The sequence below is a fragment of the Allomuricauda sp. CAU 1633 genome (assembly GCF_017313225.1).
Lineage (GTDB): Bacteria > Bacteroidota > Bacteroidia > Flavobacteriales > Flavobacteriaceae > Flagellimonas.
Genome location: NZ_JAFLNE010000002.1, coordinates 831,031 through 856,766, shown reverse-complemented (window position 1 = coordinate 856,766; position 25,736 = coordinate 831,031). Strand labels below are relative to the sequence as shown.

At 41.8% G+C, this 25,736-nt stretch carries 26 protein-coding genes; 14 read left to right on the top strand and 12 right to left on the bottom strand.

The genetic code is table 11. From position 1 onward, the window contains the following. Positions 1 to 168: 168 nt before the first annotated feature. From J0X14_RS08695 to J0X14_RS08680, 4 genes are all read left to right on the top strand, one after another. Positions 169 to 1,590: an amidohydrolase family protein gene (locus J0X14_RS08695; protein ID WP_207097361.1), complete on the top strand. Its 1,422-nt coding sequence runs from the start codon at positions 169 to 171 to the stop codon at positions 1,588 to 1,590. A 10-nt stretch (positions 1,591 to 1,600) separates the two neighbouring features. Then, positions 1,601 to 2,887 carry a metal-dependent hydrolase family protein gene (locus tag J0X14_RS08690; RefSeq protein WP_242527961.1) on the top strand — a complete coding sequence of 429 codons (1,287 nt, stop codon included), beginning with the start codon at positions 1,601 to 1,603 and terminating at the stop codon, positions 2,885 to 2,887. 73 nt (positions 2,888 to 2,960) lie between these two features. Continuing rightward, positions 2,961 to 6,167 carry a VPS10 domain-containing protein gene (locus J0X14_RS08685; RefSeq protein WP_207097360.1) on the top strand — a complete coding sequence of 1,069 codons (3,207 nt, stop codon included), beginning with the start codon at positions 2,961 to 2,963 and terminating at the stop codon, positions 6,165 to 6,167. Between the two features lie 8 nt (positions 6,168 to 6,175). Then, on the top strand, positions 6,176 to 6,877 hold the full coding sequence (locus tag J0X14_RS08680; RefSeq protein ID WP_207097359.1) for a DUF2490 domain-containing protein: 702 nt from the start codon (positions 6,176 to 6,178) through the stop codon (positions 6,875 to 6,877). Between the two features lie 3 nt (positions 6,878 to 6,880). Here J0X14_RS08680 and J0X14_RS19115 read toward each other — a convergent pair whose 3' ends face one another. Continuing rightward, a complete protein-coding gene (locus J0X14_RS19115) occupies positions 6,881 to 7,006 on the bottom strand; it encodes a hypothetical protein (protein WP_262897099.1) in 126 nt (41 codons plus the stop codon). A gap of 238 nt (positions 7,007 to 7,244) precedes the next feature. Here J0X14_RS19115 and J0X14_RS08675 point away from each other — a divergent pair, with 238 nt between their 5' ends. The 7 genes from J0X14_RS08675 to J0X14_RS08645 all read left to right on the top strand — a co-directional run bounded on the left by J0X14_RS08675 (position 7,245) and on the right by J0X14_RS08645 (position 12,235). Continuing rightward, positions 7,245 to 7,829 (top strand): superoxide dismutase family protein, encoded by a 585-nt coding sequence (locus J0X14_RS08675; protein WP_207097358.1) that lies wholly within the window; start codon positions 7,245 to 7,247, stop codon positions 7,827 to 7,829. A gap of 54 nt (positions 7,830 to 7,883) precedes the next feature. Beyond that, entirely contained in the window at positions 7,884 to 8,087 is a 204-nt protein-coding gene (locus J0X14_RS08670) for a (4Fe-4S)-binding protein (RefSeq protein WP_207097357.1), read from the top strand. 14 nt (positions 8,088 to 8,101) lie between these two features. Then, positions 8,102 to 8,401 (top strand): GNAT family N-acetyltransferase, encoded by a 300-nt coding sequence (locus J0X14_RS08665; protein WP_207097356.1) that lies wholly within the window; start codon positions 8,102 to 8,104, stop codon positions 8,399 to 8,401. A gap of 51 nt (positions 8,402 to 8,452) precedes the next feature. Next, positions 8,453 to 9,760, top strand: a complete 1,308-nt coding sequence (locus tag J0X14_RS08660) for an MFS transporter (protein WP_207097355.1) — start codon at positions 8,453 to 8,455, stop codon at positions 9,758 to 9,760. Positions 9,761 to 9,840: 80 nt separating this feature from the next. Beyond that, entirely contained in the window at positions 9,841 to 10,368 is a 528-nt protein-coding gene (locus J0X14_RS08655; RefSeq protein WP_207097354.1) for an RNA polymerase sigma factor, read from the top strand. Positions 10,369 to 10,371: 3 nt separating this feature from the next. Then, on the top strand, positions 10,372 to 11,166 hold the full coding sequence (locus J0X14_RS08650) for an anti-sigma factor domain-containing protein (protein WP_207097353.1): 795 nt from the start codon (positions 10,372 to 10,374) through the stop codon (positions 11,164 to 11,166). A 76-nt stretch (positions 11,167 to 11,242) separates the two neighbouring features. Further along, on the top strand, positions 11,243 to 12,235 hold the full coding sequence (locus tag J0X14_RS08645) for a bifunctional helix-turn-helix transcriptional regulator/GNAT family N-acetyltransferase (RefSeq protein ID WP_207097352.1): 993 nt from the start codon (positions 11,243 to 11,245) through the stop codon (positions 12,233 to 12,235). Here J0X14_RS08645 and J0X14_RS08640 read toward each other — a convergent pair whose 3' ends face one another. After that, a complete protein-coding gene (locus J0X14_RS08640; RefSeq protein ID WP_207097351.1) occupies positions 12,236 to 13,216 on the bottom strand; it encodes a magnesium and cobalt transport protein CorA in 981 nt (326 codons plus the stop codon). It lies immediately after the preceding gene. A gap of 63 nt (positions 13,217 to 13,279) precedes the next feature. On the opposite strand from J0X14_RS08640, the gene J0X14_RS08635 reads away from it, so the two are divergent. Beyond that, positions 13,280 to 13,831, top strand: coding sequence for a mechanosensitive ion channel family protein (locus J0X14_RS08635; protein ID WP_242527960.1), 552 nt, complete (start codon positions 13,280 to 13,282; stop codon positions 13,829 to 13,831). 97 nt (positions 13,832 to 13,928) lie between these two features. Here the strand turns inward: J0X14_RS08635 and J0X14_RS08630 are convergent, their stop codons facing one another. The 3 genes from J0X14_RS08630 to J0X14_RS08620 all read right to left on the bottom strand — a co-directional run bounded on the left by J0X14_RS08630 (position 13,929) and on the right by J0X14_RS08620 (position 16,739). Continuing rightward, positions 13,929 to 15,215: a tetratricopeptide repeat protein gene (locus J0X14_RS08630; protein ID WP_207097350.1), complete on the bottom strand. Its 1,287-nt coding sequence runs from the start codon at positions 15,213 to 15,215 to the stop codon at positions 13,929 to 13,931. 66 nt (positions 15,216 to 15,281) lie between these two features. Then, entirely contained in the window at positions 15,282 to 16,025 is a 744-nt protein-coding gene (locus J0X14_RS08625; protein WP_207097349.1) for a DUF4331 family protein, read from the bottom strand. A 21-nt stretch (positions 16,026 to 16,046) separates the two neighbouring features. Beyond that, positions 16,047 to 16,739: a DUF4331 family protein gene (locus J0X14_RS08620; protein ID WP_207097348.1), complete on the bottom strand. Its 693-nt coding sequence runs from the start codon at positions 16,737 to 16,739 to the stop codon at positions 16,047 to 16,049. 168 nt (positions 16,740 to 16,907) lie between these two features. Here J0X14_RS08620 and J0X14_RS08615 point away from each other — a divergent pair, with 168 nt between their 5' ends. Then, the gene (locus J0X14_RS08615; RefSeq protein WP_207097347.1) at positions 16,908 to 18,098 is read left to right on the top strand and encodes an LETM1-related biofilm-associated protein; all 1,191 of its coding nucleotides are present in this window, start codon (positions 16,908 to 16,910) and stop codon (positions 18,096 to 18,098) included. A gap of 90 nt (positions 18,099 to 18,188) precedes the next feature. On the opposite strand, the gene J0X14_RS08610 is transcribed toward J0X14_RS08615, so the two are convergent. From J0X14_RS08610 to J0X14_RS08580, 7 genes are all read right to left on the bottom strand, one after another. Next, positions 18,189 to 18,944, bottom strand: coding sequence for a LytR/AlgR family response regulator transcription factor (locus tag J0X14_RS08610; RefSeq protein ID WP_207097346.1), 756 nt, complete (start codon positions 18,942 to 18,944; stop codon positions 18,189 to 18,191). Between the two features lie 34 nt (positions 18,945 to 18,978). Next, entirely contained in the window at positions 18,979 to 19,311 is a 333-nt protein-coding gene (locus tag J0X14_RS08605; protein ID WP_207097345.1) for a 2TM domain-containing protein, read from the bottom strand. A gap of 9 nt (positions 19,312 to 19,320) precedes the next feature. After that, entirely contained in the window at positions 19,321 to 19,632 is a 312-nt protein-coding gene (locus J0X14_RS08600; protein WP_242527959.1) for a 2TM domain-containing protein, read from the bottom strand. Beyond that, positions 19,629 to 19,931: a 2TM domain-containing protein gene (locus tag J0X14_RS08595; protein WP_207097344.1), complete on the bottom strand. Its 303-nt coding sequence runs from the start codon at positions 19,929 to 19,931 to the stop codon at positions 19,629 to 19,631. The genes J0X14_RS08600 and J0X14_RS08595 overlap by 4 nt, the downstream gene beginning before the upstream one ends. Before the next feature lie 39 nt (positions 19,932 to 19,970). Further along, a complete protein-coding gene (locus tag J0X14_RS08590; protein WP_207097343.1) occupies positions 19,971 to 20,249 on the bottom strand; it encodes a 2TM domain-containing protein in 279 nt (92 codons plus the stop codon). A 174-nt stretch (positions 20,250 to 20,423) separates the two neighbouring features. Next, on the bottom strand, positions 20,424 to 21,767 hold the full coding sequence (locus J0X14_RS08585) for a 2TM domain-containing protein (protein WP_207097342.1): 1,344 nt from the start codon (positions 21,765 to 21,767) through the stop codon (positions 20,424 to 20,426). Positions 21,768 to 22,015: 248 nt separating this feature from the next. Then, positions 22,016 to 23,125 (bottom strand): hypothetical protein, encoded by a 1,110-nt coding sequence (locus J0X14_RS08580; RefSeq protein WP_207097341.1) that lies wholly within the window; start codon positions 23,123 to 23,125, stop codon positions 22,016 to 22,018. Positions 23,126 to 23,333: 208 nt separating this feature from the next. Here J0X14_RS08580 and J0X14_RS08575 point away from each other — a divergent pair, with 208 nt between their 5' ends. After that, positions 23,334 to 25,733: a TonB-dependent receptor gene (locus J0X14_RS08575; RefSeq protein ID WP_207097340.1), complete on the top strand. Its 2,400-nt coding sequence runs from the start codon at positions 23,334 to 23,336 to the stop codon at positions 25,731 to 25,733. Positions 25,734 to 25,736: the final 3 nt, after the last annotated feature.

Sequence of the window (25,736 nt, the reverse complement as noted above, 5' to 3'; positions counted from 1 at the left end):
CATAGATGATATACCCCCAACAGGATTTTATGAAAATTTTATGATTTATCAGGTTTATAAAGAGAAATCAGTAAGGCTCAACAGTAATAAATGAAAGGAAATCCAGCAGGAATGACTACAGGAAATTGTAGCTTTATGGGCGCTAAACCTAAAATATCCAAACCGAACATGAGAAACCCCCTCGACAAATTTCCCTTCCTTGTCATTTTACTGATTTTGACCGCTTGCCAGAAAAAGAATACCCAACCCGTGGATTTGGCGATTATGAATGCCCAGGTCATTGATTTAGAAACTGGTGAGGTCACGGCGAAAAACATTTTTATCACCAATGGCAAAATCAAATCCTTGGAAAATGTAGGCGAAGAAAGTGCATACAAAGCTGATTCATTGATTGACGCTACTGGAAAATACGTCCTACCTGGATTTTGGGACAATCATATCCACTTAAGGGGAGGCGACTCTTTGATTGCCAACAATAAAAACTTTCTCAAACTCTTTATTGCCAATGGTATCACAACGGTAAGGGATGCGGGAGGTGATTTGACTCCTTCGGTCATGGAGTGGAAAAAACAGATTGCCGATGAGGACTTGGTCGGCCCCACCATATTCACCGCAGGCCCAAAAATTGATGGCCCCAACTCCACCTGGGCCGGGTCGCTTGTGGTAGAAAACGAAACGGACATCCCCGTGGCTTTGGATTCCTTGCAAGCATTGAATGTTGATTTTGTGAAATTATACGACAGCCGATTTTCCGGGGAGCTGTACCTGAAAACTATAGCGGAAACCGAAAAAAGAGGACTTACCGTTTCTGGACACATGCCTTTTACGGTTACACTCGATGAAACTGTGAATGCGGGTATGGATGCCATAGAACATTTATATTATGTAATGAAAGGCTGTGCCAGCAACGAAAAAGAGGTTACCCAAAAAATGATCAGCGGGGAAATGGGTTTTTGGGATGCCATGCCTTCCCTAATGAATGGATTTACTGACAGTACAGCTCAAAACACCTTCCAAAAATTAAAGCAAAATAACGTTTTTGTCGTTCCAACCCTATATATTGGAAACACCCTCAGTTATCTGGACGAAGTGGACCATTCCAATGACCCGTATCTGAAATATATGGGACAGGGCATCATTACCACCTATCAGGGGAGAATACAAAGTGCTTTGCGGTCTTCTGAGGAAGCTCGGAAGAACAGAAAGGAACTGGACACCTTTTTTGGTCAGCTGGCCAAATCGCTGAACACTGCTGGGGTAGGTCTATTGGCAGGTTCGGATTGTGGCGCTTTCAACTCTTACATTTATCCAGGAATTTCGTTGCACCGCGAACTCAAGGCCATGGTAGAAAAAGGAATTTCTCCATTGGATGCCTTACGGACCTCCGCCTATAATGGAGCCACGTTTTTGGACAAATCCAACGACTACGGGACCATTTCCGAAGGAAAAGTTTCAGATTTGGTGATGTTGGATGGCAATCCGATGGAAAACATCAAAGAAACCCAAAACATCAATATGGTCATCAAAGGAACCCAAGTATTCAGCAAAGAACAACTTAAAAAACTTTTGGAAAGTGCCATAATGGACTAAAAAACAAACAATGTCATACCTAACTACTACCAAAAAACAGAATCAAACCAAATACTGGAGTTGTATCCTATTACTATTCTTGTCCATTCCTTTGCAGGCTCAACATCTGTTGGTTCCTGACCGCGTATTTGATGGAGAAGAAATGCATTCAGGCTGGGTGGTGGCCGTAAATGAAAATCAAATTGTCTATGCCGGTCCAGAAACTGATCTACAGCGCGCCAACTCTTACCAACGAAAGGAATTAAATGGCAAAACCCTAATGCCTGGAATTATTGAAGGACATTCCCATATTCTATTGCATCCCTACAATGAAACGGAATGGAATGATCAAGTTTTAAAGGAATCTGCTGCCGAAAGGGCTGTTCGGGCAACGGTTCACGTCAAAAAATCGCTGATGGCCGGGGTAACCACCATGCGGGATCTCGGTTCAGAAGGAGCGGGCTATACCGATGTGTATCTCAAAAAGACCATTGATGACGGAATCATTCCCGGCCCACGATTGCTGGTGGCAGGGCCCGCCATTGTGGCCACTGGGGCCTACGGCCCGAAGGGATTTCACGAAGGAGTTACCGTACCCCTTGGAGCAATCCCTGTCAGCGGTAAAGCTGAAGCTATTAAGGAAGTTCGAAATCAAATGGGAAATGGGGCCAATCTCATTAAAATATATGCCGATTATCGCTGGGGCAAGGATGAACCCTCCCAAGCCACTTTTTTGCAGGAAGAAATTGATGCCATGGTGGCCACAGCGACCACAGCTGACCGATATGTGGTGGCCCATGCCAGTACCCCAGAAGGAATGAAGCGCGCCATTTTAGGAGGTGTGGAAACCATTGAACATGGTGATGGAGGCACCTTGGAAATCTTTAAACTGATGAAAGAGCACAATGTCGCTCTCTGCCCTACCATAGCCGCTGGGGATGCCACGGAGCAATACAAAGGCTGGCTAAAGGGAAAGGAACCGGACACGGATAGAATCGTTCAAAAAAAGAAATCTTTTGAATTGGCCTTGAAGTCTGGAGTGGATATTGTTTTTGGAGGTGATGTAGGTGTTTTTACACATGGAGAGAATTATCGGGAAATGGAACTGATGGTGGCCTACGGTATGCAGCCTCTAAAAGTTTTGCAGTCCGCCACCTCGGGTAATGCCGATATCTTTCATCTTGAGAATTTGGGAAGGATTCAAAAAGGCTGTTTGGCCGACATTATTGCTGTGGAAGGCAATCCCATTGATACTATTGCACAAATGCGATTAGTGAAGTTTGTGATGAAGGATGGTGTAATCTACAAAAATGAATAGCCTTCAGTTAACATCCTTTTAAGAAATCCACTTTGGGTTTTTGGTATCTTTAGGCGACTAATTAACTCTAAGAATGAAAAAGCCTCTTTTCCTGTTGATGCTTCTGGCATCCGTATCCCTATTTTCCCAAGAATTTTCGATGGACTTGCTCCAAGACTTAAAACCCAGAAACATCGGTCCTGCTGGAATGAGCGGGCGTGTTACTGCCATTGATGTGCTGCACACCAATCCAGATGTCATGTATGTGGGTACTGCTTCTGGAGGATTGTGGAAATCCACATCTGGTGGCATTAAATGGGAACCTATTTTTGACAATGAAGTAACTGCCTCCATTGGAGCTGTGGCCATTCAACAATCCAACCCCTCTGTTATTTGGGTGGGAACCGGAGAAGGAAATCCTAGAAACAGTCTCAATGGAGGATATGGTGTCTATAAATCCTTGGATGGTGGAAAATCTTGGAAATCCATGGGGTTGGAAAAAACCCGACACATTCACCGTGTCATCATTGACCCCACCAACCCAGATATCGTTTACGTAGGAGCCATTGGTTCGCCTTGGGGCGAACATCCGGAACGCGGTGTCTTTAAGACCATCGACGGAGGTAAAACCTGGGAAAAAGTGTTGTTCGTAAACAATAAAACCGGGGTGGCTGATTTGGTCATGGATCCCTCCAATCCCAATAAATTGATTGCAGCTATGTGGGAGCACAAACGTGATCCTTGGTTTTTTAAATCTGGTGGGGAAGGTAGCGGATTGTACATGACCCATGATGGTGGGGTTACATGGAAAGAAATTACGGAAGAAGATGGGTTGCCCAAAGGCGAGTTGGGGCGAATTGGCATCGCCATTGCCCGAAACAAGCCCAATATTGTCTACGCTTTGGTGGAAGCCAAGAAAAATGCGCTATACAAATCAACGGACGGAGGGTTTAAATGGGAGAAAATCAACGACAAAAATGATATAGGCAACCGCCCTTTCTACTACTCTGAAATTTATGTGGACCCCCAGAATGAAAATAGAATTTACTCAGTTTTTACCTATATCAATGTTTCAGAGGATGGGGGTAAAAACTTCACCGAATTGATGCCTGCTTATGGTGTAAGCAATGGTGTGCATCCAGACCATCACGCTTGGTGGATTCATCCTGAAAATGGACAATTTATGCTGGATGGAAACGATGGTGGATTGAATATCACCAAAAACGGTGGCAAAACTTGGCGCTTTATCGGAAATTTACCTGTAGCCCAATTCTATCACATCAATACCGACAATGAATTTCCGTATAATGTGTATGGTGGTATGCAAGACAATGGTTCTTGGAGAGGGCCTGCATATGTCTGGAAAGAACAAGGCATCCGCAATAGCTATTGGCAAGAAATTGCATTTGGGGATGGGTTTGATGTCGTCCCAGATAAAGACAATAGTCAATATGGATACGCCATGAGTCAACAAGGTCATGTACGGCGTTACGATTGGATTACCGGAAACAACTATACGGTTCGTCCGACTCCACCCGATCCTGAAACCATGCTTCGTTTTAACTGGAATGCAGCCATTGGACAAGACCCTTTTGATAACAGTACGGTCTACTTTGGAAGTCAATTTGTGCATAAATCAACCGATAAAGGTCTGACTTGGGAAGTGATTTCTCCCGATTTAACCACCAATGATCCTGAGAAACAGAAACAAAGTGAAAGTGGCGGACTTACCATGGATGCCACTGGAGCTGAAAATCATTGTACCATTATTGTTATTGAACCTTCCCTAGTTGAAAAGGATATGTTATGGGTGGGAACCGATGACGGTCGTGTTCATTTTACCCAAAATGGCGGAGCTTCATGGACTGAAGTTACCAATAATATTAAAGGGCTGCCCAAAGGCAGTTGGATTCCTCAAATTAAAGCATCCCAAAATAATAAGGGCGAAGCTCTTTTGATTGCAAACGATTATCGAAGGTTCAACTATACGCCATACGCGTACAGAACCACAGATTATGGAAAGACATGGACCAGAATTGTGGATCAAAATGATGTAGAAAGCTACACCCTTTCGATCATAGAAGACCCTGAAAATCCAAATTTGATGTTTTTAGGTACAGACGATGGGCTATATATTTCATTGGATGCTGGAACTCAATGGCAAAAATGGAATAAAGGCTTCCCAACTGTTTCCACCAAGGATTTGGCCATTCATCCCAGAGAGCAGGATTTGGTCATAGGAACTTTCGGAAGGGCAGCTTGGGTGTTGGACGACATTCGTCCGCTTCGGGAATTAGCCAGCAACTCTGCTGTTTTACAAAAAGAGGTAGCTCTTTTTAAAAGTCCAGATGCCTATTTGGCCGCTTACCAACAACCTACTGGAAGCCGTTTTGGTGGCGATGCGTTATACAATGCTGAAAACCGGGAATCTGGTGCCATGATTACCTACTATTTGAAAGAAGGAAACAAAAAAGACAAAAATTCTGAGAAGAAGGATGAAGGTGATGAAGCATCCAAACCTGAAGAAAAATCCAAGGAAAAAACCAAAGATTCCATCTTCTTCCAATTTTACGATGGGGATAGATTGATTCGAACCCTAAAATACAAGACCCCAGAAAAGGCAGGTTTTCACAGAATTTATTGGAATTTGGATGAAAAAGGACCTGATTCACCATCACGGACCATCTCAAAAAGCAACACCGAATCTGGAGGAATCAATGTGAAACCGGGAACGTATAAGGTAAAGGTCAACTATGGCGAAGCATCGGACTCCACCTCGGTAACGGTTAAAACCGACCCTAGATTGGACACATCCACGGCCTCCATAAATGAGGTGTACGCCTTGGGCAAAAGGTTGGAAAAACACACCCAGACTGCTGCGGACGCGGTAAAACAATTGGTGGAAAGCAAGAATTTGGCCAATAAATATCAGAAGGAGCTTAATGATTTGGACAAAGAAAAATTCAAGGACCAAATTGAGGCTTCCAAAACCATAACAAAACAAATTGATTCCGTAATTGCCTTATATCTTGGAAAAGAAGACAAACGCCAAGGCATCACCCGAAATCCAGAACCCTCTGTAATGCTACGTTTGAATACGGCTGAATCTTACGTCAATTCCAGAAAAACAGGAGTTACAGCCACAGAAACAAGACTTGTAGAATTTGCGGAAGAGGAATTAAAATCTGCTTTGGGCAAAACCAATACATTCTTTAACGAGAAATGGAAACCGTATCGGGAATCCATGGAATCTTTGGATTTGTCACCCTTTAAAGAAACAGAAACTTTTAGCTTGGATTAATGAATAGAATGTCAAAAAGAGTAACGACCCTTTTGGTCATATTGATTATTGCAGTTGGGAATGCCCAGGATACCGGAGAGGATAAAATGGGGGCTTGGTACATGTACTTTGGCACCAATAAAATTGCAGAACGTTTTAGTATCCATACCGAAGCGCAGTTCCGTTTTTATGAAACCACCAGTAATTTCAATCAACTTTTGTTGCGAACAGGACTCAATTACCATATCAATCCCAATGCCATTGCCACTGGGGGATATGGTTTTATTTCAACCGATGGTACGTTTGAAGAGTTTCCCAATGAAACCAACAGCAAGGAACATCGAATTTTTGAGCAATTTATTCTAAAGAATAAGGTCTGGGAGTTTCTTTTTGAGCATCGCTACCGATTGGAGCAGCGTTTCCTTGATTTTGGAGAAACCACAGATACTCAACATAGGGCTCGATATCGTATTCAAATGACATTGCCGTTGACCGATACTTTTTTCCTAAACTTTTATGATGAGTTGTTCATCAATTTACAGGATGACCTGTTTGGTCAAAATCGACTGTATGGCGCTGTCGGTGTCCACATCACAGAGAATAGCAGCGTTCAATTTGGATACTTGAGAAATCAGTTCTCCAATGCCGTCTATGACCGTTTACAGGTCGGGTTCTTTTACAATCCAGATTTAAGGGGACTTTTTAAAAAGCAGGGTGAGGACGGGGATTAACCCTTAAAGGCGCATGTGTCGGATGTCAAAATAGTCCAGTTCCAACTCAATGGTAGCATTATAGATTTTACGCAAAGATTTTACGTAGTCCTTTTGGTTGATATACCCTTTGAGTTTGTTTTGCTTCAAACGATGGTACCCTTTGCAAAAAGATTTTCTCTTTTGGCAGTACACAAGGAAATTGATATAGTTGGAAGCTAAATGCGTCAATTTTTAAGGCTTTATAATTAATGTATTGGTATACTTCCATAACGGGCCAACTCAAGAATTCGTATTGACCTATAGTAAAAAATGGGATTGATTGGTCAATTTATTGACATCACTCCAAATATTGAGTACCTTAGATTTAAACCTAAAAATTCTTACAATGAAAAAATTACAAGCATTTGCACTAGGGCTGGTTTTAATAACGGCTTTTAGCTGCAAGCAAGTAAAAAAAGAAGCGGAAGAAGCTTCCGAAGAAATAGAGGAAACCGTTGACCAAATGGCTGAAAAAGTGGAGCCTACGGTCATCACCTTCAAAATGGAACCCAAAAGCGATAGTGGCGTAAGTGGTGAGGTCACCTTTACGGGGAATGGAGAAGTAGCCATGAAGGCTGTTTTTTCCGGTCTTTCCGAGGGTGAACATGCCATACACCTTCACGAAAAGGCAGATTGTTCCGCAGATGATGGAACCTCAACCGGTGGCCATTGGAATCCAACCTTCCAACCCCATGGCCAGTGGGGTGCTGAGGAAGGCTACCATAAAGGCGATATTGGAAACTTTACCGCAGACGCCGATGGCAACGCCACTGTAGAATTTGAAACGGATGAATGGTGCATCGGATGTGATGATGAAACCAAGAATATTCTAGGGAAGGCTGTAATTGTACACCAAGGTGTGGACGATTTTACTTCGCAACCCAGTGGAGCAGCTGGTGCCCGGATTTCCTGTACTGGAATTATTCAATAAACCCATAATTGAAAGCTGCCCAAATGGGCAGCTTTTTTTATCAAAAAAACTACTATGAGTGAAAAAACGTATTCCAACGGTGAGATTACGGTAGTTTGGAAATCAGAACTTTGCCAACATGCTGGCGTTTGCGTAAAAATGTTGCCACAGGTCTATAATCCAAAGGAAAGACCTTGGATCAAAGTTGAAAATGCCTCCACCCAAGAATTAAAGGACCAGATATCCAAATGCCCCTCGGGAGCATTGAGCTACTACTAATACTTCCAAAGCAAATGGAACAAGAATATAAGCTTGTTGATAACGTTGAGGCCAAACAATTTCAGTTTGACTTGGGCGATGCCATAGCAAAAATCGAATACATAAAGGCCAAGGAAAAAATTTACCTAACCCATACCGAAGTCCCCAGCTCGTATGAAGGCAAGGGTATTGGTTCTGAACTTATAAAACAAACCTTGGAACACATCAAAACCCAAGATTTGACCCTCATTCCCCTCTGCCCTTTTGTAGCCCTTTACCTAAAACGGCATCCGCAATGGAAAGAATTGGTGCTGAAAGGCATCAACATCGGATAATCATAAGGTTTTGTTGACAAAACCACTACTTTTGTCAGCTGACAACCAACCATGTCCAAATTCCAAAACAGTTTTGCCATCAATCCTGCCAAGAGCCCATTTTTTTATGGGTACATTATCTTGTTCATGGGCACCTTGGGCGTGTATTGCAGCATTCCAGGGCAAACCATAGGCGTTTCGGTCTTTACCGACCCCGTAAAAGATGCCTTGGGCCTAAGCCGCAACCAATTCAGTAATGCGTATATGATTGGCACCATTATGAGTTCCTTGTTCATAAGTCGTGGTGGGGTTTGGTTTGACCGCTATGGTGCCCGTTATGTGGCCTTTTTTGCCTCAATGGTATTGGGCGCCACTCTCCTACTCTGTTCTTGGTCCGTTCATTTGAGTGAATTTATCAAACAGCTGCTTAGTCAAGATACGTGGATTATCCCTTTCGTGCTGATTACCACCCTCTTTTTTCTACTGCGTTTTACGGGTCAAGGTATTTTGACCATGGCCTCCCGAAATATGATCATGATTTGGTTCGATAAAAACCGTGGGAAGGTAAATATGTTCAGCAGTGTGGCCCTATCCTTTGGTTTTTCGTCCTCGCCGCTTTGGGTCAGTGCATTGATAGATGGCAATGGCTGGCAGAACGCATGGCGTTATTTGGCTCTGGGATTGTTTGTTTTTAGCATTTTGGTGTTTCTCTTCTACAGAAACAAGCCTGAAGAGCATGGACTAATTCCCGATGGTCATAAAAATGGTACAGAAGTGGGCGATACAACCACACAAATTGGCTACAAGCAATTCAATTTAAAAGAAGCGATGGCTACCCGAGCTTTTTGGATGTATGCCCTTATGCTTTCGTTCAACAGCTTTTTTATCACCGGATTGACCTTTCATGTCATTTCTATTTTTGCCAGTGAAGGATTCCCAAAGGAAGACGCCATCTCTATTTTCTTGCCCGGCTCGGTGGTGGCCGTTACCATTTCAACAGTATTCAATTGGTTGAGTGACAGCCTTCCTCTAAAATTGTATCTCTATTTGATGCTGGCCGGCGGTATTTTGGCTGCTTCGGGCTTTTTGTTCCTGGCCTATCCTTTTGGTGTGCCCTTTTTAGTGGCCGGGTTTGGGACCATGGCGGGCTTTTTTGCTGTGTTGAATGCTATTGCTTGGCCCCGCTTCTACGGTCGTGACCATTTGGGTGCCATTACGGGCAAAGTGATGAGTTTTTTGGTTTTGGCGAGTGCTTTGGCTCCGCCTATTTTCAGTTTTTTCTTTTCAACATTTGGCTCCTACCGATTGGTAGGTTACTTGGGTCTGGCCTTCCTAACGTTTATGGCCATAGCCAGTATTAAGGCCAAAAATCCTCAATAATTGCTGCATTATTGGTTTTTCAATTTGCATTTTGGGTATGAAGAACCAACTCTATTTTTTATATCTTTAGCGGAATTGCTATGCATCTAGACAACCTCATACAACAATTTCAAAAGAAGGATAAGGTCGCGTTTGAAACGTTGTACAATATGTATGCAGAAAATGTTTGTGGGGTTATCAATGTCATCCTCAAAGACCCAGAGCGATCCCAAGAACTTTGTCAGGATGTGTTTGTGAAGATTTGGAACAAGTCCGATCAGTACGACACTTCCAAAGGTCGATTTTTTACCTGGATTTTGAATATAGCGCGAAACACTGCGATCGATGAACTGCGCTCAAAATCCCATAAAAATCAAAAGAAAAACCTGCCTGTTGATTCTCTCGTAGGTATCTATGAGAGTGATGATGATTTAAACGGAAAAATTGATACTATTGGTCTTCAGTCCTTATTAAAAGGACTTAAGGACAAGTGTATCCTGTTAATAGATATGCTCTATTTTAAAGGGTATACTCAAAAAGAAGCGGCCAAGGAGCTTAAAACCCCCATTGGTACCATAAAAACAAGAATTAGAAGCTGTATTTCCGAAATTCGGAAAAATATGGCCTAGCACATGGAAGTTGAGAAGTACATAGCATCCGGAATTTTGGAACTCTACGTTGCAGGGGCTTTAACGCCCGAGGAAAACTTGGAGGTGCAGCATTATGCCATTCAATATCCTGAGGTTAAAAAGGAAATTGAAGCGATTGAGGCTGCCCTATTGGAGCTGACCCGAACGGCCTCTCCCAAAATGCCCGAAGATGGTTTTGCAAAAATTAGGGCGGAGTTGGATGATGTAATTCCATTTATGCCTACGGCATCCGAGAAAAGGACACCATGGCGCAGTTATTTGGGTTGGGCGGCAGCCATACTATTTGCGGCGGGCACCCTTTGGATGTATTTGCAGAACACGAGCTTAAAATCTGAGATAGAAATCAGCAATCAAGAAAAAGAGAGTCTGGAGGAAATCATTTCTACAACCCGCGAAGAGGTTGCCGACAAAGAAACTTTATTACAAGAACTACGGGATAGAAATGTCACTGTGGTTGCTCTTGGTGGCCAAACCGTTTCTCCGAATTCCTATGCCAAAGCCTATTGGAACCGGGAAGAGCAAAAAGTCATCATCGATGCTCAAGGGCTTCCCGAACCTCCACCTGGGTTTACCTATCAAGTCTGGTCTTTAAAGTTAGACCCTTTGACTCCGACCAGTATCGGTTTATTGGATGATTTGACATCTAACGACACAAAATTATTCACGCTTGAAAATTCAAATGCTTCCGAGGCGTTTGGTATCACCCTAGAGCCCGAAGGCGGAAGTGAGACCCCTACCCTAGAGCAATTGTACACCTTGGGTGCTGTTGGCGCATAATCCATCTTTTTGAATATAATTTTATGTAACTGATTACGTATTTTTTGTAAATTTGCGTAACTAGTTACGTATTTATATGGAGACTGACTTTTTACAACAGATTAAACATTTAGGTTTTACCGCACGAATCAAAAGACTCAACGAAAAGATTGTTGCAAGTACCTTGGAGCATTATTCGAATTTAGATTTAGGTATTGAGCCCAATTGGCATGTTATTTTTTTGTTGTTGAAGGAAAAAGAAAAGCTTACTGTAACGGAAATTGCAAGTGCCTTGGGTTTTTCCCATCCGGCCATGATCAAGATTACCAAAAAAATGAAAGCCCAAGGTTATCTTGAGAGCCATAAAGACCCCAGTGATGGGCGGAAGACCTTTATTCAACTCTCTAAAAAAGGAAAGAAAGCACTGCCTGCTTTTGAGAAAGAATGGAGTCGGATTCAAGAGGTTTTACAAGAGTTTGTGAGCGATGCATTCTTGGAAAATTTGAATCAATTGGAGCAGAATTTTGATGCTCTGGGTTTTAAGGAGCGCTATCAGAAGCGTTTTGGGCAGAAAGCCTATACCATTCGCAATGCAAGACCGCAAGATTTTAAGGAAATTGGCAAACTTATGGTAGATGTGTATTCGGGACTGGAAGGGTTTCCCAAAGCGGATGAACAACCGCAATATTACCAAACCTTGGCCAACATAGGCGATTTCACCCAAAAACCAGAGGTAGAGCTTTTAATGGCTATATCCCACGACAACAAAATTCTTGGAGCTGTGCTTTATTTTGGAGATTTAAAACAGTATGGCGCAGGAGGAACGGTTACCCAAGAAAAAAATGCTTCAGGGTTTAGATTGTTGGCTGTTAACTCATCTGCAAGAGGGTTGGGAATAGGAAGGGCCCTGAGTGTTGCTTGTATTGAAAAGGCCAGAAAAAAAGGTCATGCGCAAGTAATCATTCACAGCACGGCCTATATGAAAGTTGCCTGGAAAATGTATGAAAAACTGGGGTTTGTACCGTCAACTGATTTGAATTTTAAACAAGAAGATCTTCAAGTATATGGCTTTCGTTTACCCCTTTACTAGTCAAAACCATTTTTTACGTCTAAAAATAATAATGGAAATAAGAGTAACCACCAACATTAATCCCAAAAGAATAAAATAGCCGTAATGCCAATTGAGTTCAGGAATATTTTCAAAATTCATCCCATAAATCCCCGCCATAAAAGTAAGGGGAATGAAGATTACGGAGAAGATGGTGAGGGTCTTCATCACCTCGTTCAATCGATGCCCCTGAATACTGAAAAAGAGGTTTATCTGGCTTTCCAATTCTTGAATGTCCGAATCAATATCATTGGTCAGCCCATTCACTTGCTCCCTGATTTCACTAAAATATTTAGTGTGAAACCCTTTTACCTCCACTCGCTCCAAACGCACTGCAATGTCACGGAGTCCATGCGATGCTTTTTTAAATTGGTGGATTGTGGCCTTGTTCTGTTCCACTTCAAACATAAACTCTGGGGTGGGTTCCAATTTGGTGGCTCTGTCCAACATATTTTCCATTAACACAATTTCTTCGTATTTCTCCTTGTAATTGGAAATTATGGTTTCTAAAATGAAGTAGAGTAAATAATCGGCCCGCTTTTTTCGGATGATGCCCTTGTTTTCAAAGATTCGGTTGCGAATCCAGTCAAAATGATCGCCCCACTTCTCCTGTATGCACCAAATAAAATCCTTGCCCACCACAAAGAACATCTGCTCGGATTCCAAATTATGGTTCTCGGTTTTTAAAATCCGTACGGCAATAAAGAGTTGCTCTTCCAACTCTATGACCTTATTGCCCAAATTTTGATTCGCGAACAGCCGCAGCAAAAAATCATCCAGCTCATTGCTAAGAACCATAGACCTGAACTCATCCATATAGTCAAGGCCATAGGTGTTGATCCATGTTACGGTCTTATCTTTTTTGGAAAGTGTACAGTCATCGGCCAAAGAAAACTTCTTATTGTAATAATTATCAATAGAGTAATTGATGACCCATGTATTATTTTCAAAATCCGTTACCATTGTAGTAAAAGTAAATCCGTTATTTGTAGTTTAGAGTATAAGTTAACTCAAATTTACTAAGTAATGTCCATGTTAGACCCAATGTCCTTTAAAACCGAAATTTTGGTTACCGTAATTTTATTGGTGGTGATCATCACTTTGAATTCGCTGACCAAAAGGGCCATTCGAAGATATGGAAGGACCAGTTCCATAGACATGAACAGCAGAAAGATTATTTTTTATCTGAGTAATCTTTTGTTCTATTTGCTGGCTTTTGTGGGGATTTCCTTGATTTGGGGGGTAAACTTAGAGGACTTTTCGCTTTTTCTTTCCTCCGTATTGGCTATTGTAGGTATTGGCTTTGTGGCCCAATGGTCCATTCTTTCCAACTTAACGGCCAGTGTAATTTTGTTCTTTAGCCATCCTCTTCGTTTGGGCGACCGGATACGAGTTTTGGACAAGGATTTTGACTGGACGGGAAAGGTAGAGGATATAAGTGGTTTTTACCTTTTTATGCGGACTGATGATGGGCGTAGAATTACCATCCCTACCAATTTGGTCATTCAAAAGGGTATTGAAATTCTTAAACATGAGGACGAGGAAGAAGATACTGAGGAAAAAAGTTTTGAGGATTAAATGAAATACGCCACAGAAAAACCATGGCGTATCCAAAACAACAACCAAGCCGTAGCATGAACCACCGCTTTATTTTAAATATCAAGGGGGTTTGGTGTTAGAGGCTTAGAATTTGAGATTCCATCACCGGCCCTAGTTCATAGATAGCCCCTACCAATTCCTGCTTCAACTCCTTTACTTTGCCATGATCGCCATTGGCTTTATAGATTTCGGCAGCCTTGGAAAGTATCCCTGGTTCAAAAGTTTTTCCGGCAATATGTGTTTCCACAATCTCGAGTGCTTTTTCTTTTTCTCCTTTTGTGAAGTAACTGTAAGCCAATAGACTATAAGATTCCGGTGTGGGTCGATTTTCCACTTCCTTTTGTGCCAATTTCATCGCTTTTTCCTCCACATTCATGTCGATATAAAAATCTACATTGTAGGCATTGTACATATCTCCATAGTCCGCATTCTGAACCTTCTTATAATAGTTGTCCAAAGCTTCCAGTTTGAGTACTTCATTGCCCATAAATTCTGCGATTTCAGCCTTCAATAAATAGTATTCGGGGGATTGGTGCTTCAGCAAAATGGAATCCAAAATCCGTAAGGCTTCCTCTCCATTGCGTTCATGGGAATAGACAATCCAAGCAATCCCTTTTTTGGCATAGGCATTTTGTGGGTCCAATCGCAAGGCACGCAAATACATCTGGTATGACTCCTCTATCCGTCCAGCATGACCATAAAAATCAGCCAAATTGGTATAGGACCATAAGAGCATACTTCTATTTTTGGAAGATTCAGCCTTGACCACCGCTTTTTCCATAAAACGGATGGCAGTATCCAAATCACCCTTGTGGTCATTCCACTTAGCCAATCGAATCAAATATCCAAAATCTGACATATTGCTGATACTGTCCAAATAAGCATGGGCCTCGTCATAGTTCCCCAATTCCATGTGCACATCAAATAAAAGTCCTTGGGTATCATTGACGCCACTCCCCATTTCTCTGGCTTTTTGGGTCAGTTGTAAAGCTTCCTTAAATCGATGTTGGGAAATATAGTTACGAGCCAATGCTCTGTAATACCCCGCTTTTCCGACGGCTGCGATATCCACCGCCTTTTGTAGCGATTGCTCTGCCATTTTTAAATATTTGATATCGCCTGTACCTTGAAAAAACCTGTTGTATTCGCCTGCCACATTGCCCAAGCTCAACAACTGTAAACTGTCCGACTTTATCTTGTTGTCCCAAAGCTGAAAATACTTTGAGGTGGTCTTTACGGGTTTCGCTGCCAAATAACGATCATAATCATCCCTTTGGGTTGTAAAGCCTGTTTCTTGTTTACAGGAAAACAATACCATTGTCATTAAAAAGAGTGGTATATATTTTATTTTTTTAGTGTCCATAATTGAATTGTGTTGTTGTTTAAAAAAGGGAGAGGACAAGCCTCTCCCCACTCCTTTTCATAGCAATTACTCAGGATCTCCCAAATACGGGAAAGTTGTAGATATATTTGCTGTAAGCCCAACCCCATCTGAGGTAAGTCTCGGCAAATCTGCCATTCCATCGTCATCCAAATCTTGACCGCTAAAGCGATCACCTTCGGCTCCACCAAAAAACAAGATCAGAGAAACATCAATAATATCATCATTGGGATGTCTGCCGGTAAGGGCCACTTCGTCACCATCTGGCACCAAGATTCTGCCGTCATTGTCGAAATCCGTACCGGGGTCAAAATATGTAGTAGGTAAATCTGGGGCAACCTCCAAGACATCTGCTGCCAATACTGTTGTAAGTGTGGCTGCATCCAATCCTAAAATGTTGTTCTCATAGTCTACATCCGCTGGATCAAGGCCCAATTTAAGCGCATAAACATCATGATACTGTTCTAATCGTGCCTGAAAACCTGCTTGGAAAGTAGTTCCCATTTCAGATGGAATAGTGGTGTTGTGCGCATCCTTTACGCTAGGTTCACCCTCCATATCAAAGCTAAGCGTAGTATTGATTCCGGGACGACCCAAATGATCAACCTGGGCATAGGTTCCTGTAAAATCGGTTCCCATCATGTCATCGTCATCCATCATCATGTCATCATCCACCATCATGTCGTCGTCCATACCAGAATAGTCCGGAGATTCGTCATCATTGCTGCATCCCGTTGCCAAACCTATTGTTAGCATCAAGGCCATTACGTATGTTATATGTTGTAGTTTCATGTTCTTTTCTTTTTTAGAAGTTTATTGCTTTCTGTTTGTGGTTACCCAAGTTTTGTATACTGAAAGTCCCAAGGCGTTTGTAGCCGTTGGCGCTCCCAACATACTGTTGGGAATTTCTACAATGATGGACAAGGTGTTTGCGCCATCAAAAGTGTCGGCTGCTTCTTCGGGTGGGAGAAATCCACGTGGGGCTGAATCCGTTTCAGGAGAGATTACGGCATTGAACTGGAAGAAATCGAAAAAGAAAGGATCCTGTCTAGGGCCTGCAAACAGAGACACCCCATCCGATGTGGTCTCCACCGTTGGGGTTGAACCGGAAATTTGTACATCTCCCAATGGATAATCTACAAGCACTTGACTGTTCAATCCTGTCTGATCAGGACTGGTCGGTCCAAAAAAGTACATTCTACCATCTCTTGCGATAGCCTGAATTACTTGGTCTTCTACTAAATCTCCGTCCAAATCAATATTGATCTCTGTCAATACATCCTCGTCAAAGGAACCATAGGCCAAATCGGGCAGCACATCAGATTGTACGTCCACCACAAATACCGTATTGTCCGAGCCCTCACTGGGCTCAAAGGCATAGAAATCGGCTATGTCCGCCGTGGAACCTGCTGCTGATGGTGCATCAATGTGATCTGCTGATACCAATGCAATGGCCAAAAGAGCCAATACGCCCAATCCCATTGCAATTTTTGTTGTTTTTTTCATTGTTATCTGTTTTTATATGTTTCCTACACCCCTACCTACGGAACCTTTGAAAGAGCGGTTTGGTTTTTAATTGTTAAAAAAATCTTAATGAAATGATAATGCTGTAATTGCGCATGGTTCATAAAAAGTCGCGTAATTTGTGTTACTTTGACCTGCAAATAAAATGCTATGAACCCTTCTGCTTCTGGATGGATTAACAAGTTTGGTCACCTTGTTGATAAGAAGACCGGAATTTTTCCAGATTTTGAGAGCTTGTATCAAGAACTTAAAAGGAATGGGTTTGTCTATGGGGTACATTTAGATATTCCTTCCTTTATTGAAGTGGAACATACCCTTAGTGAAGATGAGATTGCCAAAATAAATTTGCTCACTGCGCTTTACTTTACCTTTCAATTTGAAAAGGAAAATCACAATTTCACTGATTTTGTAAACACCATTTTTGAGTACTACCAAGCATTGGAAGTGGGTCGAATTTCATTTCTGAACAAAATTTTGAGCGGTTCCAAAACAGAATCGCAGTTGGAAAAACTGATTGATTCCCGTATTTATTTGGGTGGAAATGCATTTAATCGTGCCTTTGGAAACAGTCTTACCAATTCCCTACTCTATGTGGACATACTGATATTTAGGGTCTATTTGCAAGGAAAAATTTCCATGATGGAACACGGTCAACTCTTGGAGTATGTGACCATAAACATTGCATATCATGCCCTAAATTCAAAAGAGACCCATGAAAAGGATGCCAAATTGATACAACTTTTGGCCTCTTCCCTAACCTATGTGGATTTGGATGAAGCAAAATTTGATGGCACATACCGTGATCTGTTCAGTAAGAATTTCACCAAAATTGAAAAGGATTATTTTCTGGATATGGCCTGCTTGACCATCTGGGAAGACAAGTCTTTGGACTACACAGAATCTGACTATATTTTTGGTCTTGGAAAAGACTTGGGAAAGTCCGAAAACGAGGTGGAATCTGAGCTAAATTTTGTGAAGAAATTTTTTGATGACAACAAGGATAAAATCGCCTACCTGAATGATAAAAATTTAGCCGTTCAATTCTATGATGGTATGTCCAAAAATGTGAGCAAACTTATTCTCAGAAACAGCAAAAGACTCAAAAAAGAGCTTATGGAAAGTAGGGAACTTTTGGCACTTTTATCTAAGTCGACCGTAAAGGATTTAAGTGCAAAAGAGAAGAAAAAAGTTCAAAACCAACTGTTGGATATTTTTAAAAGCATTCCCTCTTTGGCCATTTTCATGTTACCAGGCGGAGCTGTTTTGCTGCCCATTTTCATTAAACTGATTCCTAAATTGCTTCCATCCGCTTTTGATGACAACCGAGTTGAGAAAGATTAGCCTTTTTCAGCCCAAAAACCTACTATAAGAGAAATTTATAGTGAGTTTTTTTATATTTTATATAATTGGTTTTCAGTTTATTATTCATAATTATTCTAACCAAAGCTTAAAGTCCTTTACCCGCTCCCTACTCACGATGATTTCTTGCTCATTAAAGCGATTTGTTTTGATTTGAAGCCTTGAATTGGTGTAAGAAATGATATCTTTTATGTGGCTAACGTTGACATAAAACTTTCTGCTCACCCTAAAAAAAACTTTTGGGGACAACTCCTCCTCCAACTGTTCCAAGGTGGTATCGAGCAGATAATTTCTTCCATCGGAAGTTGCAGCATAGGTTCCCTTATTCTCTGAATAGAAACATTCCACATCATCAGCATTTACAATTTTTAAATGCTGCCCCACTTTTACCGTAAATCGTTTTTTGTATTCTCGCTCCAAAGGGTCTACCAAGAGCTTTTTAATGTCATTGAAATCCACCGAAATTTTTTGGTTTTCGGGTTTAAAATTCTGGTACTTTTTCACGGCCTTTTCGAGGTCTTCATCATCGATGGGTTTCAACAAATAATCAATGCTATTAAGCTTGAATGCTTGGAGGGCATATTCGTCAAAAGCAGTGGTGAAAATGATGGCGCTTGTAACGTCGACCACATCAAAAATTTCAAACGACAGACCATCGGATAATTGAATGTCCAAAAAGATAAGGTCCGGTTGGGGGTTGTTCTGGAACCACTCAATGGATTCATCCACGGAGTGCAACATGGTGGACACCTCTACATCCAGTTCCGCCAACAACCGACTCAAACGTCTTGCAGCCGGTTTTTCATCTTCAATGATGATTACGTTCATTTCCTTTGGTTATTATTTGTTTCTTGAAATAGTATTATTTATACCTCCTTTTTTCATGCTCTTCCTTTTCCATGTACTTCTGGATTTGCCGTTCCTCCCATTTTTGCAAGAAAGGTAATTTATGTCGGAACAAAAATCCTGCATGAATCGCCAGTATTAAAATCCAAATGACCAAATGGGCGTCTACCCAATTAAAATAGTAGGGTTTTAAATAGATATCTTCTGGAAGGAACTGCTGCAACACCCCAGCTTTAAAAAGATACAGAATGGCATTTATGATGAAAAAGATTTTTAGGTGTCTATAAAAATCTTTAAGCTCCTTGACCCGCTTGGTCGCCTTAGTGTATTTGTTTTCCACGTCTTCCATATTGATAGGCTACACGTACTTATCTGCGTCTTTTTTATCTTTATCAATATACTTTTGGATTTGCCTTTCCTCCCAGTCTTTTCCAAATATCAGATTGTATCCAAACACCTTTGCCCCATGCATGGCCAAACCAATGCCCCAAGCAAATGGAGTGATAAAATGGGGCCACTGCCAAAAATAATCAGAATGCAGATAAATGTTGACCAGAATAAACACATTGATCACAAGATAGACGGAGAGGTGAATGTAAAACCCCTTCATTTCTTCCACCCGCTTTTTGGCCCTCTTATATTTGTCTTTTTCCAAATTTTCCATGATCATTTCCATTTTTTTGTTTTTTCATCTTCTATCATAAACTCTCTTATCTTTCTCTCCTCCCAGCCTTTTCCAAAGAATGGATTCAGGTTAAACGTACCCACGGCATGAAAAAAGACTCCGATTCCCCAGCCAAATGCAGCCCATAAAAACCACATATAGCTAAATTTATTGGTAAGGTAGTTGATCAAGGCCAGCACCGAAATGACCAATATGTAGGACCACAGGTTGGCATAGAACTTTTTAAGTTCATCAACCCGCTCTTTTGCCCTCATGTACTTGCTTTCTTTATCTAAATTTTCCATGTGTCTTGTTTTCTATAGCATTCCTAAATATAGGCATTGTTAAAAATTTTTGTCCTTCATAAGTTCCTGAATCTTACGGTCTTCCCAATCTTTTCCCAAAATGGGATTGTAACCCTTGGCACACATCCAAAGAAATACAAGTCCAATTCCCCAACCCATGGCCGGAAATATCGCCCAAGGAAAATTGGTGGTCCTATAGTTTACATAGGCTAAAATTGGAATTACAATGCAATAGGCCAATAGACTCGAATAAAAGGATTTAATCTTTTCAACCTGCTCTTTTGCTTTAATATACCTGATTTCATCTAAGTTTTCCATAACTGATTGGATTTAGTTTTTTGATTACACTTCAAAATTCGGAATACGATAGTGCTTTGGAAAAAGTAGTTTCGCGAACTGTTGTTTTTTAGGGATGAATTGTGGTGGAAAATATGGGTTAAGGGTTGAATGGTAAAAGGTTTGTCTCTTATCTCTTGTCTCTTGTCCAAAAAATCAAAAATCCTCGCTATCCATAAGTTCTTGGATCTTTCGTTCCTGCCAGCGTTTGCCCCACAACGGATTGTACCCAAAAGCTTCCATACCATGGGCCAAAACCCCAAAGCCCCAGCCTATGCTTGGAAAAAATGCCCAAAGAAAATCCGTGGTCTTTAAATTGATCCACCACAAAAACGGAATCACAACACAATAGGCTATTAAATTACTGTAGAACTCCTTAATGGCCTTTACATGTTCCTTGGCCTTGGCATATCGCTTTTCTTCAATATAGCTCTGCTGGGTCTCCGTTGCGGACACTTGTTGGGTGAGCATGGGCAGAGAAACACTAAAGTCTAGTGCGTTCTTTGCTATGTCCACTTCACGGTCTGTTAAAATATTGTAGCGCTGTTTGATGTTCTGCAGCCCCACACCACTACTTTTCTTTACCACTTGTTTCTCTTGAAGATTATTGCTCACTACCAGCATTCCATCTTGCTCAAAAACTTTAATGTGCAATGGTCTGGAAACAGTCACCACATTGTGCTTCACGGCATTTTCCAGTAGCAATTGCAAGGAAAGCGGAACAATTTTAGCATCTGGGATGGAACAATTCTCTGGAATTTCGAAAATGATACTGTCTTCAAATCGCATTTTTAAGAGCCGAACATAGGTTCTGGCAAAATTGAGTTCCTCATCCACAGTGACCAAATCCTTGTTCTTCTGCTCCAATACATACCGATACACTTTGGAAAGGGATGTGGTGAACCGTTGGGCCTGGTCCGGGTCCTCCTCAATAAGACTGGTGAGTACATTTAAGCTGTTGAACAAAAAATGGGGATCCAATTGATTCTTCAAGGCATCAAACCGTGCCGATGCCGTCCCAGCAATAATTTTTTGCTCCTTGACCCGCTTTTCTTGCCAATTCTTATAGAAATATACGGCATGAAAAAAAACAGAGACTACCATGGTAATCAACAGGGCCACGACATAAAATGCAGGCTCCTCGCCTTGCACAAAGGTTTCCCAGTCCTTTCCTTCAAAACCTAACCCCACAACGATTCTAATCCATAAAATACCCAGCATGGTCACAAGAACACCTCCAAAACCACTTATCACCAAACGATATTTGGCATATCGCTTCCATGTCACTTTCTGGTTTATGTAGTCGTAATAAAAACTGTTGAGAAATGTAAGTACAATGGAGTAAAAAATATAATACCCCACCTCGCGCATCATGTTGGCATCAAAAGCCACATCCCCGCCTGAAAGTGCTTCCAATCCAATAAAAATGGTCGCCAAAACAAGACCAACCAATATGGCTACGGATAATAGTTTGCCAATATATTTGATTGCTTTTTCCATTCTTGGTATTCTTAACCGCGTTTTCTTTTACATGAAAAAGGGCGTACACCCGCTAAAATTAGCAAAAAGTTTCCACGCCCTTTTTATGGTCTTGACTGATGATTCTTTGATTGATGCACCAAAAGTGCCCAAAAGAAAGACTTTTGGAAAGAAAGAATGACCGAATTGTTGTTTTGGTAGGATGAGTTGTATCAAAAAAAAGCCCGACAACCAATCGATTGCCGGGCGAACACTCAATAATTAAACAACTATTTAACACTGTACCCTTTGTGGATAGCCTCTTCAAAAGCTTCCCAATGCGCTTCAGTCATTCTTCCCGGGGTGAACAAACAAATCCCGGTTGCCCCATTCTCCATGGAACCTTGAATGGCCGCTCCTATTTCCTCTGGAAGTAGTCCATGGTTTTCTGGATCTTTTTCGCTTCCTTTTTTCTCAGGTCTTGGACAAATGAAAAGTCCGCTGTACACCGGAGCATTGTTTTTTGCTGTGGCCACCTCTTCACTCACCATCTCCCCAACCCATTCTGGGCCTTCCAAATAGAAATCATTGTAGTTCATGGGATAAATGGCATCCAAGTTCCATTGGCCCCAATCTTGTCGCACTAATTTTTTGGCAATGGAAGGGCCTGGAAAAACAGCGGCATTGATTTTTTTGTCCTTGGAATGCACCACATCTGCCAAACGATTGACCATATTCGTAATTAAATCATATCGGAATTGTTTCCACTCAGCTACTTGTGATGGATCTTCCGCCTCTTTGATGTCAATTCCGGTTTTGTCCTTAAAAGTCGATGTGCAATCATCGCAATAGCAGTAATCAAACTGTGGATATTCGCGATCCATGACTAAACCGTATTTATCCCAAAGGCCTCGGGCCAGAATCACATCAGGAAAACGGATGTAATCCAAATGAATACCATCGACTTCTTCTATTTCGGCCACACTTCCATAGAGATCGGCCAAGAAATTATATACACCTTCCTTGCTAGGGCACAAAAAGGTATAATGGGGAACATAGGCAGGTTTGTCAAAAGCTGATTCCCCCTTCCCGTTGATGGCGTACCACTCTTTCTTCAATTTGGGATTTTCCCCCTGCACCATAGTGGGAATCCATGTATGAAACTCCATTCCCGCTGCTTTTACCAACTTCCCCACTCGTTTGTAGGTTTGTGGATCATGTCCGCCATTGTACATCAACCCATCCACGCCTTTTTGTTTCAAATCTGAAAATTGTTCTGTCAATTCTTGGTCAGTAGCCTCACCTGGGCCTCCAATCCATGCGTAAACCGGAATCTTATTTTTTTCTGTACATGCGGTCAAGGATAGCACCAAGGCCATCACTAAAAGAAATCTATTCATTGTATTGTTATTAGGTAATGAAGGGAATTTAGGGAATCTTTTGGGTCACTTCCCCGAAACTTAGACGAACAACGTCTCTGCCCAAACGAACACCTCCTATTCATTGTTTATTTTTTTTCTCCCTCAAATGCAACCCTTTCTTTTTTGAAATGTCATTAAGGCGAAGACATCAAAAAACGAATACCAAATTCTTAAATCAAATCATCACATGAAACAAAAAAAGAAAGGGAATAGGGCGGCCTATTGGGGCCTGGTCCTAAGCCTTATATTGGGCTCATCAGCAGTGCATGCCCAAAACAATTTTACCATTAGTGGAAAAGTAACGGATCAAAGCAACGGGGAAACCCTTTTTGGCACTTCCATTTTTTTAAGGGGGACTGATATTGGGGCCATTACCAATGAATATGGATTTTATTCCATAAGCGCTCCGCCAGGTTCCTACACTCTTGTTTTTTCGTATATGGGTTTTAATGAAGTGAGCAAAGAAGTGGTTCTTGATCAAAATATGACCTTGGATATGGAGCTTGTGGAATTCTCAACGCAACTGGATGAAGTCGAGGTCACAGCAGAGGAACCCGAACGTGCCGTACTCCGAAAACCAGAAATGAGTGTTTCCAAACTCAATATTAAGACCGTGAAGCAAATGCCGGTGGTTTTGGGCGAAGTGGATATTATTAAATCGCTTCAAATTCTCCCTGGCGTTACCAGCAACGGTGAAGGTTCCAGCGGTTTCCATGTTCGCGGCGGCGCTGTGGATCAGAACCTGGTATTATTGGATGAAGCCATCATTTACAATACCTCGCACCTTTTGGGTTTCTTTTCGGTTTTTAATGCCGATGCTGTAAAAGACCTGAAATTATATAAGGGCGGTATTCCTGCCAGATTTGGAGGTCGAGTATCCTCTGTTTTGGATGTTCGTCAAAAGGATGGAAACAGTAAAAACTTTGAAATGACAGGGGGAATTGGTGCCATTTCCAGTAGGCTTGCCCTAGAAGGACCCATGTTCAATGACAGAGGCTCGTTTTTGGTCGCTGGAAGAGGTTCGTATGCCCATCTCTTCCTAAAACTGGCTGGCGAGGACAACAGTGCCAGCTTCTATGACCTCAACCTAAAGACCAATTACAACCTCAACAAGAACAACCGCCTGTATCTTTCCGGATATTTTGGTCGTGACCTTTTTGATATTGGCGGCTCCTTTAGCAGTAGTTATGGAAATGCATCGGGGAACCTTCGTTGGAACCACATTTTTAGCGATCGACTTTTCTCCAACCTATCCTTGATCTACAGCAACTATGATTACGAACTCAACATCAACGATTTTGAGTTTGATTGGGTCTCTTCAATCCAAAACTATAATATTAAGTATGATCTAAAGTATTATTTCAATGATGCCTTTAAGTTGGATTTTGGGGTAAGTACCATAAAGTATGAGTTTGATCCTGGGCAGATAAAGCCTACAGGACCAACCTCTGCCATCAACGAATTGCAATTGGACAAAAAGCGAGCGCTTGAAAGTGCGGCTTATATTAATGCGGAGCATAAACTCACCGACAATTTAACCGCTCAGTATGGTATTCGGTTCAGCCACTTTAACCGAATGGGTGGACAACCTTTGAACGACTATTTGAATGATCGTCCGTTGGTGTATAACAGCACGCTCCGTATTTATGAGCGACAAGACCCCATCGGCGAGACGGTGTACTCCAAAAGTGAAAGTATTGAAACCTTCAGCAACTTTGAGCCACGAGTATCTTTAGCCTATCAGCTTAATGAGCTCTCTTCGGTGAAAATGGGATATTCCAGAGCGGCACAGTACATTCATCTGTTATCCAATACCACATCGGTTACCCCTATTGATGTTTGGACGCCCAGTGGTAAATACATCAAACCGCAGCTTTCCGATCAGTTTGCTATAGGCTATTTCCGAAACTTTAAGGACAAGATCTATTCCATGGAAGTGGAAACCTTCTACAAAACGGTGGATAATCGGATTGATTACATTGATGGTTCTGACCTGATTGGCAACAACACCATTGAACGTGAAGTACTCTCCGGCGAATCCCGAGCGTACGGTCTTGAAGTATTGCTACGCAAAAATGAAGGAGCATTTACAGGTTGGGTGGCCTATACCTTGGCCAAATCTGAGCAACGCACTCCTGGAGGCGATGCTGGTGGCCCCGGGATTAATAATGGGGATTGGTACAGTACGCCCTATGATCGCACCCACGATGTTTCGGTTACCGGAGCTTATCAATTCAATGACAAATGGAGCTTTGGAGCCAATGCCATCTACCAAACAGGTCGGCCCATCACCTACCCCAATGGACAATATCAATATGAAGGGGTTTCCATTGCCAGCTATTCAGAGCGAAACGCGGACCGGTTGCCCGCTTATTACCGTTTGGATGTTTCAGCTACCTATCGCCCTAACAGAAGACCTGACAAAAGATGGAAGGGCGAATGGGTCTTTGGCATCTACAATGTGTTCAATCGGAAAAATGCGGCCTCCATCTCCTTTGGTCAAAATTTGGAGACCGGGGCCAACGAAGCCACCCGCACTGCCATTTTTGGGATTGTTCCTTCAGTAACCTATAATTTTAAATTCTAAAAA